General features: G+C 34.9%; 15 protein-coding genes. All 15 read left to right on the top strand.

The annotated features are described in order from the left end of the window. Positions 1 to 11 precede the first annotated feature (11 nt). Positions 12 to 2,411 (top strand): DUF5702 domain-containing protein, encoded by a 2,400-nt coding sequence (locus tag BN3107_RS01570; protein ID WP_058305887.1) that lies wholly within the window; start codon positions 12 to 14, stop codon positions 2,409 to 2,411. Positions 2,412 to 2,461: 50 nt separating this feature from the next. Next, on the top strand, positions 2,462 to 3,103 hold the full coding sequence (locus BN3107_RS01565) for a DUF4352 domain-containing protein (protein WP_058305886.1): 642 nt from the start codon (positions 2,462 to 2,464) through the stop codon (positions 3,101 to 3,103). A 149-nt stretch (positions 3,104 to 3,252) separates the two neighbouring features. Continuing rightward, positions 3,253 to 3,912: a DUF4352 domain-containing protein gene (locus BN3107_RS01560; protein ID WP_058305885.1), complete on the top strand. Its 660-nt coding sequence runs from the start codon at positions 3,253 to 3,255 to the stop codon at positions 3,910 to 3,912. Positions 3,913 to 4,224: 312 nt separating this feature from the next. Next, complete coding sequence (locus tag BN3107_RS01555) at positions 4,225 to 4,845, top strand: DUF4352 domain-containing protein (protein WP_058305884.1); 621 nt, start codon at positions 4,225 to 4,227, stop codon at positions 4,843 to 4,845. 124 nt (positions 4,846 to 4,969) lie between these two features. Then, entirely contained in the window at positions 4,970 to 5,230 is a 261-nt protein-coding gene (locus BN3107_RS01550) for a hypothetical protein (RefSeq protein WP_058305883.1), read from the top strand. A 2-nt stretch (positions 5,231 to 5,232) separates the two neighbouring features. Beyond that, on the top strand, positions 5,233 to 5,514 hold the full coding sequence (locus BN3107_RS01545) for a hypothetical protein (RefSeq protein WP_058305882.1): 282 nt from the start codon (positions 5,233 to 5,235) through the stop codon (positions 5,512 to 5,514). 337 nt (positions 5,515 to 5,851) lie between these two features. Next, a complete protein-coding gene (locus BN3107_RS01540; RefSeq protein ID WP_058305881.1) occupies positions 5,852 to 6,448 on the top strand; it encodes a TadE/TadG family type IV pilus assembly protein in 597 nt (198 codons plus the stop codon). A 17-nt stretch (positions 6,449 to 6,465) separates the two neighbouring features. Further along, positions 6,466 to 6,981, top strand: coding sequence for an A24 family peptidase (locus tag BN3107_RS01535; protein WP_058305880.1), 516 nt, complete (start codon positions 6,466 to 6,468; stop codon positions 6,979 to 6,981). 41 nt (positions 6,982 to 7,022) lie between these two features. Continuing rightward, positions 7,023 to 8,543, top strand: a complete 1,521-nt coding sequence (locus BN3107_RS01530) for a DUF6382 domain-containing protein (RefSeq protein WP_058305879.1) — start codon at positions 7,023 to 7,025, stop codon at positions 8,541 to 8,543. Between the two features lie 5 nt (positions 8,544 to 8,548). Further along, on the top strand, positions 8,549 to 9,352 hold the full coding sequence (locus BN3107_RS01525) for a PP2C family protein-serine/threonine phosphatase (protein ID WP_058305878.1): 804 nt from the start codon (positions 8,549 to 8,551) through the stop codon (positions 9,350 to 9,352). A 34-nt stretch (positions 9,353 to 9,386) separates the two neighbouring features. Further along, positions 9,387 to 10,142, top strand: coding sequence for a PP2C family protein-serine/threonine phosphatase (locus BN3107_RS01520; protein ID WP_148434614.1), 756 nt, complete (start codon positions 9,387 to 9,389; stop codon positions 10,140 to 10,142). Positions 10,143 to 10,250: 108 nt separating this feature from the next. Next, positions 10,251 to 11,549 (top strand): outer membrane protein assembly factor BamB family protein, encoded by a 1,299-nt coding sequence (locus tag BN3107_RS01515; protein ID WP_058305876.1) that lies wholly within the window; start codon positions 10,251 to 10,253, stop codon positions 11,547 to 11,549. 151 nt (positions 11,550 to 11,700) lie between these two features. Further along, positions 11,701 to 13,641: a serine/threonine-protein kinase gene (locus BN3107_RS01510; RefSeq protein ID WP_058305875.1), complete on the top strand. Its 1,941-nt coding sequence runs from the start codon at positions 11,701 to 11,703 to the stop codon at positions 13,639 to 13,641. Between the two features lie 10 nt (positions 13,642 to 13,651). Then, positions 13,652 to 14,164, top strand: coding sequence for a hypothetical protein (locus BN3107_RS01505; RefSeq protein WP_058305874.1), 513 nt, complete (start codon positions 13,652 to 13,654; stop codon positions 14,162 to 14,164). Next, complete coding sequence (locus BN3107_RS01500; RefSeq protein ID WP_058305873.1) at positions 14,161 to 20,085, top strand: Ig-like domain-containing protein; 5,925 nt, start codon at positions 14,161 to 14,163, stop codon at positions 20,083 to 20,085. The genes BN3107_RS01505 and BN3107_RS01500 overlap by 4 nt, the downstream gene beginning before the upstream one ends. Positions 20,086 to 20,171 lie beyond the last annotated feature (86 nt).

The following is a 20,171-nucleotide window of genomic DNA, read 5'->3' as shown; positions in this document are numbered from 1 at the left end:
AGGTGGGTAATTTGAGAAGGTTTTTGTATAAATTAAAACATGATACCAAAGGTGCTGTATCGATCTTTTTTGTATTAATCATTGCAGCTGTGTTTTTCTTTAATGCAGTACTGATTGATTATGCTCGTATCCTAGCAGCTGAACAACAATCGGAATACGCCGTGCAAAGTGCAGTAAGATCAGCATTAGCAGGTTACGATAATGATTTACGTGAATATGGATTGTTTGGTATTGATGAAGCAGCTTACCAAGGAGAATTCGAGGAAATAGTAAAAACAAACCTAGAACCTACTTCAAATGCAGATGCCTTCACCTTTATCGATCCAAAGGTAGAAAGTGCTAGTATAGAATTTTCGAGACCATTAGCGGATCCTGATATTTTAAAACATCAAATATTGGAAGAAATGAAGTATAAAGCACCTATTGAAGTTGTGAAGGAGCTTATTGAAAAATTCTCATTCATAACTACAGCAATGAAAGAAACATCTGCTTTTATTGATACAGCAGAAAAAATTCAAGATGATTTTGAAGAAAGAGAAGAACACTTAGATGAAGTTGAAACAAAATTTAAGGAGCTAGACGAGGAGTTAGACTCGGAATTAGCAAAATTTGAAAAGAATTTAACTCATCCAGAAAATAGTACATATCCTAACGTAAACTATTTTGTAGATGTAGTGGAGCATTATGCTGAATATGCCGGAACAGATGGAAGAATAGAAGATTTAGAAACTGATATGGAAAATATAAAACAAAATAAAAAGAACTTTAAAAAAGAATTAAAAGAAAAAGAAGATGAATTAGAAAAATTAGAGAAAGACCTAGAAAAACTACAAGATGGCGAAGAGCTAGATCCTCATAAAACAGTAGAAGAATTAGAGGAAGAAATTGAAGAATTAGAAGAAGAAATTGAAAATATTGAATTAAATCTTAGATTAGGCGACGAAGCCATACCAGATATTGAAGGAATGATTGAAAAAGAAGAAAATAACCGTGATACCTTTAAAGAACAAGCTGAAGAGAAAGCTTCTGAAATGCATACATTAGCGACAAATATTTTTGATGATTTAGAAGACATTAGTGATCGAATAGAAGAGGCAAAAGAACTTAATGAGGATATCCAAGACACGATAAATGAAGGAAATTCAGATGCATATGATAATTACGGCGAAGCAGAGGATTATGCTGAGGGTCCTCCAGATGATGTTAACTCTGGAGAAGTTGATGACGTAGTTTCTGAAATTGAAAAAAACAGCGCAAAATTAGAGGATTATCCTTATGATCCTGAATTTTTTGACCAAATAAAAGGACCTATCGATGAAGCAATTTCTCGAATGGAAAATGTTTCTGGATTGTTTGAAGCAATTGAATCGAATATCAATCTCTCTAGTACATCAGCACTGGAACAAATTCAAGAAGATGCATTAGCAAGTTTGAATCCAAGCATAGAAGATATTAACACTAGTTCGAGCATTATGGAAGAAGATCGTAAGGAATTTAAAGAAACAAATGAAGAAAAGACTGATCAGCAAGAGGAAGAGGCAGAAGAAAGTAATGAAGAGATAAGAGAAAAACTAGATGATATAGAGTCCATTGCAGATGATCAAGGTGTTTATGATGAGCTAGAAGTGTTTGTTAATCAATATAATGAATATGCTCAGAGTTCTGAAGGAGATATCCCAGCAATTGATTTAGAAGGAGACGCTGGTGATAGTGCAGGGAGTGCGATGGATATTGTTGATAGCATCTTTTCAGGAATTGGCAGTATTTTAGCTTCTGCTAGAAATAGATTATATGTAAATGAGTATATATTATTACATTTTGAAAGTGCAGTCCCAACTGGTATTCAAAATAAAGATGATTATATGTTTGAAAATAGAGAAGTAGAATATATTTTATATGGTCAACATGTTTCAGGACTCAATTATTCAATGGCGCTAGGTCAACTATTCGCCATAAGATTTGCTATTAGGTTTATTGATGCTTTTACTCAAAAAGAAGTCCGTATGGCTGGTCATCCAATCGCAGTCTTTGTTGCAGCTTTGGCCCATGCTCTGAAAAATTCGATTGATGATGTTAACAAATACTCTGCAGGTAGAACGGCACCATTAATCAATGAAGATGTAACAGACCCTTATAAATTAGAGATAACTTACAAAGATTATGTCAGGTTATTCTTGTTTATTAATCCAAGTGGTGATACAAGGTTACGAAGAATCATGGCAGTAATAGAAAAAAATACTGGTGTCAATCTTGTTGATAGACAAACATATGTAACAGGAAACGTCGAGACTTCAGCAAATTTAATTTTTGTTCCACAAATTGCGGATAGTCTGAATGTTGTTGGTGCACTCGATGGTAAGACAGAAGAGGGAAGATTTGTTTTTAATAGAGAAGCTCATTTTTCATACTAAAATTATTGGGAATAAATGGCTTAATAAAATGTTAAAAAAGGAGAAATACAATGTCAAAATTAAAATTAATTATAATGACTTTATTGATCGCTATCTTATTAATCGCTTGTAGTTCAGACGATGGGAACGGAACAGAACCTGAGGAGAATGATCCTGATACTGAAGAAGAAAATAACGGAAATACCGAAGAAAATGATGCTGATGATGTTACTGATAATGAATCATCTGATAGTGATGTTAGTGACACTGAAAATGAAGGGGAATCAACTAACGATAACGGCAAAGTCTTGAGTTTAGGTGAAACTGGAACTATAGAAAGTAATGTGGGAGATTATGAAGTGACAGTGCATTCTTTTGAATTTGTAGACGAAGCAGATGGCAACACAGCAAGGTTAGATTATTTTGTTTTAGTAGATTACACAGTAAAGAATATAGGTGATACATCAATTAATGGAGAAGATATTTATCGAACGGACATTATTGATGATCAGGATCTAACAGAAGGAAATCTTTATTTTGAGTCAATTAATCAATTAGAAGGGGAAATTGCACCAGGAGAATCAGTAGACGCCGAGTTATTATTTGATTCCGAAGAATCGGAACATTACCAATTAGTATTTAATTATGCATCTCTAGAAGAAAATGCGACCACATTAACTTGGGAATTTAGTTCGGATGAGGTAAGTGAGTAAGAGCCGGAGACATAATTATATAGAGAAAGGATAGAATTCGAACAATCCATGTCAAGTGTAGGAAGCATACAGCGACTCCTATGGGGAAAACACAAGTTAAGAGCGTGTATGCGCGTATGAAAGATGATTTTTAAAAAGGAGCGATTCAAATGACGAGAATTCAATTAGTTTTAATTGGATTATTACTAACCATGTTTTTAATTGGTTGTAATTCTGAAGCAGAGAATGAACAACCAGTTGAAGATGACAACACACCAAGTGAAGAGGTTGAAGAAGATCAATCGGAGGAGGAAACAGACGATAATAATTTAGAAGAAAATAATACAGAAGAGGAAAGTGCTACTGATACTGAAGAATATGAATCTTCAGAAGATAAGGAAGCTATTAGAGAAGAAGCATTTGAAAAATTCCCGGATGCATTAACCATGGATGAAAAAGGAGAGCGGAAAATAAATGATGGTCTCTCAAATGACCATGTACAGTTTACAATTAATTCATTCAAACTAGTAGATGAGGTAGATGGAGTTCAACCTTCTAAAGATAAATTTTTGGTTATTGATATAACACTTGAAAATTTACTTGGCGATCACAGTTATGATTTGAACTTCATCAAATCTACTGTTAATGATGAAAATTTTAGTTCGTCTCGTTTAGAAAAAGAAGAGCTAACAAAAGAATTAACTGAAGAAGAAAATGGAATCTCTACTGGAGAACTCGTCTATGATGTCAAGAAATCAGATTATTATATGCTCAGTATTTATGAACCAGAATGGCTACTTTTTGAAGATGAACAATCTAATGAAGAATAAAATTATTCAAGAGCAATCAAAAGTATTGATGTGTTAAAAATTACCAAAGTGTTGAGCTGCATAAGAAAACTTCTTTTAATAACAAAAGAATGTCATCAAGTAGACAGATCAGCTTCAATGACTAATTCTATTTATTAAAGGGTGATGAAAGTAGGAAGCTTTCATCATTCCTTTATCAATATTTTCTTGTTACTTTTAAAAAATGTTTTAAATATTTAAAAGCAACAACAAAGTATTGAATTTTAAATATAAAATTTTAGTAAGATAGACAGTTGATAAATAGATTTAATTCGTAAAAAGGGAGATGCCAAGATGAAAAAACTACAATTTTGTCTTATAGGTTTGTTTTTATCTTTACTATTAATTGCATGTAGTTCAGATGAAGAAAGCGAGCAAGTAAACCTAGAGGAAGACACCAGTAATGAAGAAGTTAATAATGAGGAAACAGATGAAAGTGAAGAAGAGGATATCACTGAAGATGCAAATGAAGAAAGTAGTAAAGAAGAAAAAGGTTCAACTACTAATAACGAGGATTTCTTAAGTTTAGGTGAAACAGGAACGGTAGAAAGCAATGTAGGAGATTATGAAGTAACAGTAAACTCATTTGAATTTATAGAAGAGTTTGATGAGAACACTCCAATGCTAAAATATTTTGTTTTAGTTGATTACACTGTAAAAAATATAGGTGAAGATCCTATTGTTGGTGAAGATATATATCGTACAGAAATAATTGATGATCAGGAATACGTAGAGGAAAATTATTATTTCGAGTCAATTAATCAATTAAAAGGAGAAATTGCACCAGGGGAGTCGGTAGAAGCAGAGCTACTATTTGACTCTGAAGAATCTGAACATTATCAATTAGTATTTAATTATGCATCCAGTGCCACAACATTAACTTGGGAATTTAATTCGAATGAAGTTAGTGATTAGAATAATAGAGTGATGAAACGATACCTCTTTAATTACACATCTATCAATAATATTCTTTTATTTGGGTTTTTTTCAATTTCTAAGTGATAAAGGTAAAAAATTAATAAAGAAAGTAGGTAATGTTATGCGGAAATGGATCTTAGGAATAGTAGTAATTTTTTTAGCAATTGCACTAATAGGATGTAATTCAGATGAAGAGAATGATCAGCAAGCAACAGATGATTCAAATGAAGAAGAGTCTTCAGATAGCAGTATTAATGATGATCTGAACTTGGGAGAGACTGGACTGGTCGAAAGTAATTTCGGAGATTACGAGGTAACAGTAAACTCGTTTAAAACTCAAGAAGATTTTAATGGTGAAGAATCTATGTCGGAGTTTTTCTAATAGTGGATTACTCTGTTAAGAATGTAGGATCTGAGCCAATTAACGGTGAAGACGTATATTGGGCCGAACTATTTGACGATGAAGAAACAATGGAAGGTAACCAATTTTTTGATTCTGCGGAACAGATTACTGGAGAAATCGCTGTTGGAGAGACAGCAAGTGGAGAGTTAGTATTTTACGCAACTGAGTCTAGTAATTATCAATTAATATTTAATTATGGAGCACTAGAAGAAAATGCTACATCATTAAAATGGAATTTTAGTCAAGACGAGGCGAGTAATTAATGCCAGATTACTAGATGATGAAGAGCTCAGCAACGAGAATACTTCATACTTTGACTCTATTAATATTCTGGATGAAACACTAGAATCAGAAGACACTGCTGAAGCACAAATGCTATTTGATTTGACTGAATCAGAATACTATGATTTTGTATTTAACTTCGGGAAATCAGGTGTATCAACAGAGCTTACATGGCGACTTAATGCTGATGAAGCGAGTGATTAAAAGTTCAGTATATAAGAGGGAAAATTGTAGCTTTTGAAAGCTAAACAATAGCATAAAGAATAATTATTCAAGTGAATAACTATGTTTAAAAATTTCACAACTGGAGGTGATCGGATGAAGCGCTTGTTTAAGCAAGAGGATGGGAGTATTACATTAGAAGCTGCTATTTTTATGCCATTCTTTATTCTCTTTTTAGTCTTTCTAATATATATGGTGAAGTTTTCCTTAATAGATATTGCTGTAAATCGGGCAACATCAGAAACGGCAAAACAGATTGCCACACAAATATATCCCGCAAAAGTGTTAGTGGATGAAGTACATACGTTAGCGAAGAGTAATGAAAAATATTCAGAGCTCGAAGCGGGAGTTGCAGAAAATATAGATTTAATTGAAACGTCTGTAACGGAAACTCTTGGAGAAGACACCTACAATGACATTAAAGCTAAAGTAGGACAACCTCTTGATGAAGCAGGTGCTGCTGCACTTACCACGGTTGTGAGAAATTATTTACAATTGGAAGACCAAAGGAATATTGTGGAATCAGAAAATGTAAAAGTTACTGAAGCAAAGTTACCAAATGTTTTTACCAGTGGTGGTAGCGAATATGTTGAGCTTACAACCCAATATGAACTTGATTTACCAATTCCGTTTATTAAAGAAACCTTTATTATTGAAAAACGTGCGAAAGAACGAGCCTGGGTCGGTTCTTAGAAAGGAAATTATTTAATATGTCACTGCATTTTTATCTGTTAATTGTTTATGTTGTGATTGCCTTCTATATGGATATCCGCTATAACAAGATTCCAAATTGGTTAACAATTACTGCTGTTATTGTTGGTATCGGGTATCACTTAGTTACCGGAATGTTGGGAGGAGTATTTTTTTCCCTTCTTGGTATTGTAATAAGTGTTTTCGTTTTAATTTTACTATATTTCTTTAAAGCATTAGCTGCTGGAGATGTTAAATTTTTTGCTGGGGTTGGTGCATTGACAGGAATGGAATTCTCATTATATTCGATACTTTATTCAGTTATTTTTGCCGGTTTTATCAGTCTTATTATCCTATTATTATTTAAGTTTAAAGTATTAAAGAAATTTATTTTTTACACGTATCGCTGGATTCTTACTAAGTTAAAAAAGGAACCAAAACATTCGCTGGATAGTTTCCTTGAATTAAAAATTAAACATTATCCGTTTATGTATGCGGTAGTTCCAGGTATATTAGTAACATTTTATTATTTCTAAAACAATAAACGAAAATCGATTGAAAGTGAGGAGAATGATGGATGAATGAAACCATTTATGGCTTGTTGTGTGACTTCGAACAGCAACAAGGCCATTTCATGACAATATCTCGACAGGAACCTTCTCCACTGCAAAGTGATGAATTAGCAAATATTCAAGTGAAAATGATGAGTGCAAATACGATAGAAAAAGTATTACCACTAGAAGTGCAAGAAATAGATTTTAACGTCAAATTCTATTATGATATTTCCTCAAAAAGAATGCTTTCACAATACGTAAGAGAACGCGGATTGACGATGAATGAGCTATATGAGCTACTTTATCATATCAGTTCTGCGATAGAATCTAGTAAAGAATATATGCTAGATGAGCAACATTATGTTTTGCATGAGAATTTCATTTTTATCGGCAAAGATACGAAAGATGTTGCACTTACGTATCTACCTTTAAAGGATATTACGCAAAAGCCTACATTGCATGCAGAATTTAGAGAATTATTTTTTAAGTTAGTTGGCTATGTTAAGGCGCTGTCAGGTGATGGAGTGCAGCAGTTAACGAGTTATTTGAATGGAACTGATTTTCAACTAAAAGAATTAATGCAGAAATTAGATGAACTGCGTAAAACTGCAGTAAAAGAAGTAACACCAAAACAACCATGGGAAAAGAAGACTCAATATGCAGCTCCCACCAATCAAAATAATCAGGCTTCAAATCCACAACCAGAACCAGTGAAAAAGCCAGTCCAATCAACACCAAAACCAAGTCAGCCTGAAGCTAAAAAAGCCACACCAAAAAAGCAAGAGAAACAGAAAAAACAAGAAGCTCCAACAGAGGTTGCAAAAGAGCAGGAAAAGAAAGGTCCTAGTCCTATTATTGTATTTTGTGTAGGCGTGTTGGGTCTAGCTGTCATTTGGAAAATGTACCAATCGTTCCCTACAGAAGGCATGCTATACATAAGCGCCGGTTTATCAATTGCTGTATTTGCCGGTATTTATTATTTCCTAGCTGTATTTGGTAAAAATACACGTAATAAATCAACATTAGATGAAACGAATCAAGACAAAACACCAAAAAAACAAAAACAACAAAAGAAGAATCAAGGTATTAGTCCTAAACAGGTAGATGATTCACAATCGCATTCATATGAAGAACAACTAAAACCAGCTCTAGCAAATAGCGAAAATTATTTTCAAAATCTGCATCAAGAAACAACACTTCTTTCCCAATCGAATTCAACCGTTGCGTTAGATGAAAACGTTGAAGGTGGAGCATATCTAGAAGTGGATCGGAATGGTCAAAGTGAAAAAATTCAGCTTCACTCTGATTCTTTTATCATCGGAAGAAATCAATCTACCGTTCAATACTTTGAAGATACGGCGGGCATATCCAGAACCCATATAGAAATTATCAAGAATGGAGAAACGTATATGGTCAAAGATCTAGGTTCGAAAAACGGTAGTAAGCTGAATGATCAGCCAATGGTTGCCTATAAAACCTATCCATTGAATGAGGGCGATCGAGTAAGACTGGCAAAAATCACATATACATTCCACAAAGGATAATGCTTATGAAACTAAAGAAGTCTACATGGAGATATGGACTATCCACACACAAGGGATCTGTCAGAAATACAAATGAAGATAATGCCTATCTCAATACGAAGGTCGATCGGAAAGGTAATGAATTGCTGGTAACAGTTGTTGCCGATGGAATGGGAGGGTATGAAGCTGGGGAAATAGCAAGTCAAATGGTTGTTACCAAGCTGGATACGTGGTTTAGAAAAAAGGCATCAGCGATCTTAGCTCTTCCCTATCCATTTACAAAAATAGCAAGTGAAATGGAAATGTTATTAAAGGAAATAAATGAAGACCTCCTTCAAGAAGCAAAAGACTCAGGCAAGAAAATTGGTACCACAGCTTCTGTCTTATTCCTTTACAAGGATACATATTTCATTATTCATGTTGGGGATAGTAGAGTTTACCAGCTGTCTGATCGCAATGAAGAACAGCAGCATGATTTAACTCAATTGACGGAAGATCATTCGTGGGTAATGGATCAGGTGAGAAAGAAATTATTAACAGTTGAAGAAGCAGAACACCATCCAAAGAAGAACGTAATCATGCAATGTTTAGGAATTAATGAAGGATTATCCCCACTTACGATGGAAGGAACGTTTTCAAAAAAAGATATTTTCTTCTTATGCAGTGATGGCTTTTATAACATTTATCCAATAGAGGCGTTAGTAGATAGTTTCCAAACATTAGAAGACTCAGAGCAATCCTATCAATCATTAGCAGATTTTCTTGTGAATGATGCGGATGTAAGAGGGGCTACTGATAATATAACGGTATCCATTGTAACGCCAAAATAAACAATAGGAAAGGACGGCGGAATTGGTGCCTTTTATGACAACTTATTATACGGAAAAAGGAACGATGAAACAAATAAACCAAGATGCACTAATGATCAAGACAGCACAAACGAATCAAGGTACAGTCGGCTTATTCGTGGTATGTGATGGAATGGGTGGACTAGGAAAAGGTGAAGTAGCAAGTACTATGATCATAGAGGGATTATCAGAATGGTTTCAAGAGACATTGCCAAATCTGTTGCAGAGCTATTCTTTTGACGAGATTCCCGTTCATTTTGTAAATAAAATAGAGTATTTAAATGAACAATTAATCGATTATGGAACATTGAATCAAATAAAATGTGGCACTACACTGACTGCCATCTTAGTGAGAGAACAGCAGTTTTTCACATTTCAAGTAGGAGACAGTCGCGCGTATTCGATAGGGCAAGAGCTTAATCAATTAACAAAAGATCAATCCGTCGTTGCAAGAGAATTAGAAAGAGGAACGATTACGATGGAACAGGCAACAACACATCCCGAACGTCATGTGCTATTACAGTGTATTGGAATTGAACCAGTTATAGAGGTTGCCACAACAAGTGGTGTGTTAACTGAAAATGAAATGATTCTACTATGTACAGATGGATTTTATCATCGACTAACAGATCAGGAAATGCTGCAAGACTTGCAACCATCCTTACTAAAAACAAAGGAAGCAATGCAAAACACGTTGGCATCCATTGTAAACACAATCCAAAACAGACAAGAAACAGATGATATTACATCTATTTTAATAAAATTAAAATAGGCTTTGGGAATATCAAACCTTTTTCTTATTGTAAATTCGCAACTGCAAATATTGATGAGAAAGACAAGACTTAATATAACAATATTATATAAAGGAGATACACATACAATGAAAAAACAAATAATCTATTTAATCGGAATTTCACTTCTGCTTGCAGTTGGCTTAATTGCATGCAGCAATGATTCAAAACCTGCAGATGGCGAAGAGGGAAGTAACACAGCAGATGAATCAAATGCAGACAATACAATCACAAATCTATTAGATTGGGAAACTACAAATTTTGAAGAATCTGACTATCAAGTGAATACCATTGATAATGCTGAATTACCTGAACATGTTTTCCAAATAGTTGCAGGTAATGGCACAGTGGTTTTGAGTGGAGATACAAAAAGTTTTTATTATGATTATCTAAATGGAAAAATGAGCGATTTTTCATTAGATGGTGATGGAAGACCTCTACAGAGAAATGCTACATACGCAACATCTTATTTTTTTAATGAGTACCATTATACAATTAATGGAGAAGATTTAGAGAATCGCGATCAATATCATCTTGTTGAAATCAACATAGATACAGGAGAGAAAAAAGTACTAACACCTGTAGATTCTATACCATCCATATCCAAGAGTGGTGATAGTATAATTTGGCAAGATGATGGAAAAATTATTGCTTTTGATACAAAACAAGAAGAAGAACTATGGCAAATTGAACCAGATGTGGACTTCTCCTTTGCTAAAGTGTATGGAACTGATAATGCTGTCGTATTGCAGGGCGATGAGGGTCTAGCAGTTTTTTCAACAGCCGATGGTGAGAAAATGTTTGAATATGAAGCAGAGACTTATTTACATTACGTCGGTACGGATGGAAACGACTTTTATGTAACCGAAGAATCAGAAGAAACAATGACTAATACAGGTGAAACTAGTGTGCACGTGTATAAATTTACGGATGGGGTGGAGACACCAGAAAAACTACTCACTACCCCGGAAATGACGAGATCAGAGGGTATTGATGATTTACGAGTGGAAATAGAGGGCGACACCCTTTATATGAAATCAAAATATGGTATATCAGCATACGACAAAAATGATGGTCAGACACTTTGGCATACAGCGATTGGTGGAGAATTGGTTCAAGAGACAAATATAGACGGACCGTCACATGACGATTTTGAAGTGTCATACAACAATGGTGATGTATATGTGAGAACCACCTTAAATGAAAAAGGGACAAATAAGAACAGATTTACAGTGATTGATGGGAAAACAGGTGATATGAAGGAAAATTATGTTTTAAGTGATGGAGATGCACACGGACCCGCAATTGATGGTGATCGTGCACTTGTTTTTCATACAGATAGTGAACAAAAAAATACCAAAGTATATGTTATTGGGGGAGACAATTAAAAACCCTATTAGGGCGTATACACAGACGTTCACTCACTCTTATTTGTTAGAAAAGAAATAGTAAAAGTGTAAAATTATAGATTGGTAATTTTAAGAAACCGACTATTGTAGAGTGCTGAGAGGTTGTCAAATTGAGAGGAGGCTTTAAATTATGCTGCAAATTGGAAAAGTAGTGGATGGCAGATATGAAATTCTGAAGGAAATCGGTCGCGGTGGTATGAGTATTGTTTATTTAGCGATGGATAATCGCCTCAAGAAGTCATTAGTTGTTAAAGATATTCGCAAACGCCAAAGTAGCAATCATGAAGTACTCCTCAACAGCCTAGTAGTAGAAGCTAATATGCTGAAAAAATTAGAACATCCGGCTTTACCGAGAATTTATGACATTATCGAAACAAAAGATGGCATTTATGTCGTAATGGATTACATTGAGGGTGAATCTCTAAAGGAAAAGCTGGACCGAGAATATCGGGTTCCACCAGATGATGTAATTGAATGGGCGAAACAATTAGCGGACGTGCTAGGTTATCTGCACAATCAAGAGCCACATCCGATTATATACCGAGATATGAAACCCGATAACGTGATGTTGACACCGGACGGAAAAATAAAACTCGTTGATTTTGGGATTGCCAGAGAATATAAGACAGAAAGTTCGACAGACACAACTAATTTGGGAACTAAGGCATATGCAGCACCAGAACAAATTGCAGGTAAACAAACAGATAGGCGAACAGACATTTATAGTTTAGGTGTTACTCTTTACCACCTTGTAACAGGTAAAAGTTTAAATGAACCTCCTTTTGAAATTAGACCTATTCGAACATGGGATCCAACATTACCGGAAGGGCTTGAATATATCATTCAACGCTGTACACAAGTGGAGCCTGAAGAGCGCTACCAGCAAGTTGAGGAGTTATATGTTGATCTCAATCAGATAAACAAATTAACACAAGGTTATAAAAAGCAATTAACAAAGAAATTAGCTTTCTTCCTTTTACCGTCTTTATTATTTCTTGGCTTTACTGGTACAGCAGTGTTTGGGTATAACGGTGTGCAGAAAGTGCAATACCAGGATTATATGGGGTTAATAAGTGAGGCTGAAAATGCCCTTATTGAAGGAGAAGAAACGGAAGCTAAAATTCTATTAGAAAAAGCTATCTCATTAGATAGTGGTAGGGCACAAGCATATAACAGATTATTAGATTTCTATGTAAATAGAGGCGAGACAGAAAAAGGTCTTGCAGCTATTGAGTCAAATATAGATCAAGGATATGGTGGCGTTGATGATAATGATGAGGTTTTGTTTTATGTGGGTATGACCTACTTTGATGTACAAAAGGATTATAACAATGCCTTAAAGTATTTCAGACAAGTCGACGAAGAAGAGGAGCCGGAAGCCCAATACTATAAAACACTAGCCTCAACCATGAGTGAGTTAAATATTGATTTTGCTAAATTTGTAGAAGAATTGGAAAACTTCGAACAATTTAACGATAGTGAAGCCAACAATAGAAGAAAAGTTGAAAATTACAATGCCCTTGCGAATATCTATCTTTCGTATAAGGGACAAATAGAAGATGCTAACACAAAAGCCATTGACATCATTAATAAAGCCCAATCTATTATCGAAATACTTGATCAGGATGAGTTAACCTTTAGTTTTGAAGAAAATTTCGAGCGTAAATTAGCACAAGCCTATTATAGTAGAGGGATACAACCAGAAAGTCAAACTAGTGCAAGTGAAGACTTTTATCAAGCAATCGATCACTATAATAATCTTTTACTGCTTGATGTAGAAGATCAAGAGGACATCATGATTACGATCGGCAGTATTTATCATGAGATAGGGGAAAATGCACAAGCAGTTACCTATTATCAAGAGATTTTGCAGCAGTATCCTAACTCAATCTCGTCGTATGTAAAACTAATTAATTTGTTGATAGATATGGAGCAGGATAAAGAAGAAGATAAAAGGAACTATGATACAGTCAGACAATATTACCAGGAATTAATGGAACTGGATGAAATAAAAGATAATTCAGATGTAGAAAAATTAGAGCGAAGACTGCAAAATAATTCAGTTATATAGGAGGGGTGATATGGAATTAACATATAAAATAATGCTATATGGTGGTATTACTGGTGCATTGATCACCCTTCCAATTGCTATTTGGTTATTTAAAAGACTTGATATCTTAGACGTTTTAGAGGATTTAACAGGTCTTCGAATGAGGAAGCACAAAAGAAATCAAAATAATGCTGCTTTTCAAATGTGGTACAAACAAGAACATACGTCAAGCAGCATTAAATTAAAAAAATTGAATACCACGAATGGGAGTCAAAGTGAACAGGTTTCACAAGTTAAACCACAGCAAACGTACGAGCAAACTGAGTTACTAGAAGCAGAGAATAATTTCACCGAAATAGTGGAGGAAGATAACCCTTCACAAACGGCTTTATTAGAAGAAGAACACCAAACAGAGTTATTAGAAGAGACAACACTATTAGCCAATGAAACCGAGTTACTGGGTGAAGAAAATCATCCTTTTGTTATCGAAGAGGACATTGTAGTTGTTCATAAAGAACCAGTATTTAAGGAGGGTATTAAGTGAGTTATATCAAAAGGAACAAGAATAGTAAATGGTATCTTCTCGTTTCATTTCTAATGATTTTTGTCGCAGCCGCATTTATTTTTTCTTCCAGTGTGTTTTCTTCCAGTGAGTTAGACATTAAGGTTGAATATGGAGGCGATACCTGGGATTTAAGCCAGGAGTACCGGTTTGAAAGTGAACGGACGACAACAAGTAATAGTGTGTCTTTCACGGTAGATTTAAGTAACTATTATGAAAAATTGCCGAAAGAAGATGATGAGGGTTCTGCTATAGCATATGACCAACCATTCAATGTGGAAGCACAATTAGACAGTAACGGTAAAAGTTCAACAGTTACCGAAGTGAAAGACGGTTCGGGGAACTTTCAAGGGCGCTATCAAGTCACAGTGGACAGTTTGTCTGAGGATGGAAATTTAGAAATAGCACTTTATTTTAAAGAAGACAATGCTTGGAACATTCCTACTCAGCAAAATCCAATCGACTTTTCTATTACAAGAGATGCCACTAAACCTGTTATTGGTTATGAAGGTATCGAAAATCAGGAAGTCTATCATAATAATACGCCAACGCTAGAAGTGACTATTGATGAAGAGAATTTAGCGGATAAAAGTATTGAATGGACTCATAATGGAGAGCCAGCCGATTCGCCAGTAGAGTGGGATGGTAATAGGGCATCCATCGATTTTGAAGAAGATGGTGATTATCAGGTAACCATAAATGCTGCAGATAAGGCAGGTAATCAAGCAGATGAAGAGACTTTAACTTTTTATGTGCACAACGGGGAGCCTAAGTGGCAAATTTCAAGTGATGGTAATCAAGTAGAAGATGGAGCAGTGCTAAACAATTCTACTTTTTCATTGGGAATACAAAACGGTATTGATATTGAATCAGCAAAGGTATTTGTGAAAGATGGTGATATCATTGAAGAAGTAGACCTAAATGTAAATGGAAAAACAGCGACTTTAGAAGATTACACATTTAAGAAAGATGGTAACTATACGTTAGAAGCAACTGTTAAGGATGAAAAAGGCGAAAAAACGCATGAGCTAGATTCATTTGCAATTACAGTTGACCAAACTGCACCTGTAGTGACAATTAAAGATGGTGTGGGCTCAATTGATAATGAATCAAAGTATAATGAAGCTTTTGATTTATCACTAAGTGTGAAAGATCCTCATTTGAATTTGCAAGAAAGTTCATTTAAGGTTACACATCGATCGTTTAACGATGTAGTGAACGAGGAAGAAGTAGAGTTGTCTTCTACTGATGAGGGAGCAATCGGTACTTACGAGGTGGATGTTGCTGGTGAATATGAGGTATCGGCAACATTGATTGATGATGCAGGTAACCAAAAAACAGTTAACAGGACATTCACTTTGTATAGCAATAGTGATTTGATCACCATTAGAGATAGAACGAATAACGGAGACTTGCAAGAATATTATCAAAATGATGTTGAATTAAATATCAATCTTTGGGATTTTGGAACTGGACCATCATTTACAGTTACGAAATATAACCTTTTAGATGATACAAACGAACACTATTTAGACAGCGATGATTTAGGTGGATTACTTTTTCTATATTGGATTACACATAATTTTGAAGAAGGGCAATATGAGTTAACCATTGAGGCACAAAATTTTAGTGGTGATACAGAGAAAGTTAATCGTTCTTTCATTGTTGATAAAACAGATCCTGAAGTCATTTTAGACACACAATTAAAAGAAAAAGAGCATGTGAATTCGGCATATGCGAACGAACAGGGTGGCTTTTCAGAACTTTTTGACATAAGTGTTGCTGATGATTACTTAAAAGACAAAGAAGTAAAAGTTCAATTCCTAAATACAGAAGGAAATGAAAAAACATGGACAAATCAAGATGCTGGTAAATGGGTGGAATCAGAGGACACGTATCAATTCAATTTTGATGAAGAGATTTTTGAGGCAGATGGTCAATATACGATTTCTGTAGATGCGTCAGATCAATCAGGTCGTTCTTCTGAAAAGGAGCATACCTTCACTATCGATGATACTGCACCAGTCATAGAACTTACAGAAGTTAGTCGTTACAATGATAAAAAATTAGTCCAGGAAGTTGTAATATCAGAGGTAAACTATCAACGAAATAATGTAAACATTCAGATTGAAAAACAGAATGAAGATGGTGAGTATGAAGCCTATTCAACAGAAGAATTTGATGAGTGGGAGAATACTAGTTATGAATCTTCTGCATCATTTCCTTTTGAGGAAGATGGAACATACAAGATGAATATTGCTGCAACTGATGATGCTGGAAATCAGGCGCAAGGTACTTCAGCTACCTTTACAATCGATACAAATAAACCACGTACAGTAATTTCTGGTGTAGAAGATCAGGCGCATTATAATATGAGCAAATCGGTTGATATTGAAGTCAAAGATCAAAATATTGATGAATCCTTAACAAGCTTAGAAGTGAATAAATGGAATGAAGAGACTTCACAATTCGAAGTAATGAACATAGAAACCGATCTTGTCTTTGATAAAAAACGAGCTGTTTGGCAATATGATTTTGAAGCAGAAGGTAAATACGAAATTATATTAGACGCAACAGACTTGGCTGGTCAACAAGCAGATAGACAGCATATAACGTTTACTATTGATAAAACTAATCCAGAAGTGTCGATCGATAGTTTAGCAGATGGAAAGTATTACGCAACGGAACAACAAGTAAACTTCCATGTAAATGAATTAAACCATCCTGAAAATACAGTTTACTTTGAAGTAACAAGAGATGGAGAAGATATAACGGAAGAGGTAGAAGGAAGTCAAAAATGGCGTAAAGAAAGTAAAGAGTCTAGTTTAACGTATACGTTTGATCAAGATGGTGACTACGAAGTAACACTTAGCAGTGAGGATAAGGCAGGAAACAAATCAAAAGTGATCAATAAAAATTTCACAATTGATTTGACCAATCCTACTATTAATGTTGATGGTGTAGAGGATACGGTTCATTATGATGATGATCGAGAAGTAGCTATTGATATTGCAGATACGAATATCGCTAGCTATGACCTACTTATCACCAACAATAAAGATGAAGATTTTAAATATGAAAAAAGTGGAGAAGACAATTTTTCAGAGGAGTTCACTTTTGACGAAGAAGGAGATTACGCAATCGAAATTTCTTCCGTTGATGACGCTGGAAACAAATCATCTCAAGTAATAGAATTTACCATTGATAAAACGAATCCTGTTATTTCCATTGATCATCAAATGCCAGAATTTATAACATTTGAAAAGATCAAAGATAAAGGAATAAATGACCTTGTTCCTATCACATTAACAGAAGAAAACGTAAAAAATAAAGAAGTTACTATTCGCGTGAAAGATAATAAAGGTAATACAGAAACTTACGCTGAAAGTGATACTGGTAAATGGGTTTCATCTGACAAGGAGAATTATCAATATATTCTGGATGAAGAGTTCTTTGAAGCGGATGGGGATTACGAAATAATTGTTAAGACTGAAGATAAATCGGGCCGTTCAAATCAATCAAGTATGTCTTTCGCAGTAGATAATATTGAACCAAAAATTGAATTAACAAACATTGCTTCGTTTAACAAAGAGGAAAAAACGGCAACTGTAAAAATAACAGAGCATAACTATAATACCAACGATGTGACCATTGAGGTTTATCGTGAAAAAATGAATGGTGACTATGAAAAAATCACTAATGAATTCACTAAATGGAAGAATGAAAAGGAAGTAACATCCTTAGCTTTTCCTTTTACGAAAGATGGGAAATATAGAATTGTAACAAATGCAACAGACGCTGCTGGAAATAAGGCAGTATCTAAGTCTGATACATTCACTATTGATACCGTAAATCCGGACATATCTATCTCTGGAGTTACGAATGATACACATTATAAAAGCAGCAAAAAAGTAACGGTTTCCGTAAATGATGCCAATGTTAGTAAATCAGACACAAGTTTAAAGGTTTTTAAATTAAACCAAAGTACTGGCAAAATGGAGCCTTATAATACGGGTGAAACACCTGCATTTTCAAGACGGGCGATGAATTGGCAATATACGTTTGATACAGCTCGCGAAGGAACTTATCGTGTGCAAATTGACGCAACAGACCTGGCAGGTAATAAAGGGAAATCACAATCTGTTAATTTTACAATCGATAAAACAGCACCAGCATTATCAATTAATAATGTAATAGATGGCGAGTATTACAATAAGGCTCAAACGGCAGAATTCACGATAAGAGAGACTAATTATTCAAGTAATAGTGTCCAATTCGAAGTTACTAGAAATGGACAAAATATTACGAATCTAGTAGAAGCAAGTAAAGGTAACGCTTGGCGAACTGCAGGATCCATGTCAAGACTAAGCTATGGATTTACAGCAGATGGCGCTTATACAGCAAAGATAGATGCAACAGATGAAGCAGGAAACAATAGTAAAACAGCGCAAAAGAGTTTTGTAATAGATACAGTGGACCCTGCTATTGATATAACAGGTGTGGAAGATGGCGAATATTATAATGAAGACGTACCAGTTGGTGTAACGATCAAGGATGTTAATTTTGATAGCAATACCATTCGTGTTACACGTGATGGTGCTAATTACCCAGTTGGGGGCTTTTCTATTACGAATAATGGTTATCAAGATTCAGTTGCCAGCTTTTCTCACCGATTTAGTCAAGAAGGCGACTATGAAATTTTTGTGGAATCAACGGATAAAGCAAATAATAATCAAACAGAAAGTATTGCGTTCACTATTGATAAAACAGCACCAGATATCACACCAATCATGGGTGGCGATAACAAAGAACTAATGGATGGCTCTTACATCAACCACATCTTCCAGCCTATCTTCCAGCTGGATAATGACGAAGATACGATCGTTTCTGTTCGCTTAAATGGTGGAAACAATGTCGCTGGAAATGTTCCGGTAGCTTCCAAAGAAATGGAATATAATTATGAGGTATTGGCAAAAGATAAAGCTGGGAATGAAACAACATTAAATGTTGGATTTATTCTAGATACTACAAGACCTGAATTAAGTATCACAGGCATTATTGAAGGTTTTTTCAATAATGATATTAGACCACATGTTGAATATTCGGATAAACATCTTGATCAAGACCGAACTTCTGTCACGTTAAATGGTGCTCCATTTGAAAATGGAATTCAGCTAACAAAGGAACAGAATTATGAATTGAAAGCAGTAATTACCGATTTAGCAGACAATGTGTCAGAAAGGTCTATTGTTTTTACAATTGATAAAACTGCGCCAAAAATCCTCTTTGAAGAGGAAATATCCGGAAAGTATTTAAGTGAAGTCATCATTCCTGATCTACTCATTGAAGATATGACAGGTTATGATATTATTGCCTTAACTTTAAACGGAGAACCTTATGAGTTAGGTGATCCGATTGAAACCGAAGGCAAACATGTACTTTACTTTGAGGTGAAGGATCAGGCAGGTAATATTCAGCAACTTACAGTGGAATTTATTATTGACCAGACTCCACCAGTTGTCTTATTTGAAGGGGTAGAAGAAGATACCCAATCCGTTGAATCAGTTGAAGTAGCAATCCGTTTGGAGAATCCAGAAGATACAATTAAGCAAGTAACTGTAAATGGAGAGGTACCTGAAGATTCGGACTTAGAAGATGATGAGATCAACTTACAATTCTCGGACATCAATGAATACAATATCGAAGTTACGGCGTATGACAAAGCAGGCAATGAAGTGACACAATCACTACCTTTTGCTATTACCGAAAAAGGTTTGTTAACTAAATTCTATGAGAACAAATCACTATTCTCTTTTAGTATTGCAGGTGTACTTGCGGTACTTCTAGCACTATTCATAACTGCACTTCGCCTAAGAAAAAGAACCGCAAGAACCGCAGAGTAATTATTAGAAGGAAAGCTTGTAGAGTTTCGTGACTCTTCAAGCTTTTTTTATTAATTATAAAAAGGTTATGTGATAGTTAAGAAGTT

The sequence above is a fragment of the Gracilibacillus massiliensis genome, assembly GCF_001458115.1.
GTDB lineage: Bacteria > Bacillota > Bacilli > Bacillales > Amphibacillaceae > Gracilibacillus > Gracilibacillus massiliensis.
This window is presented reverse-complemented; position numbering and strand designations above follow the sequence as displayed.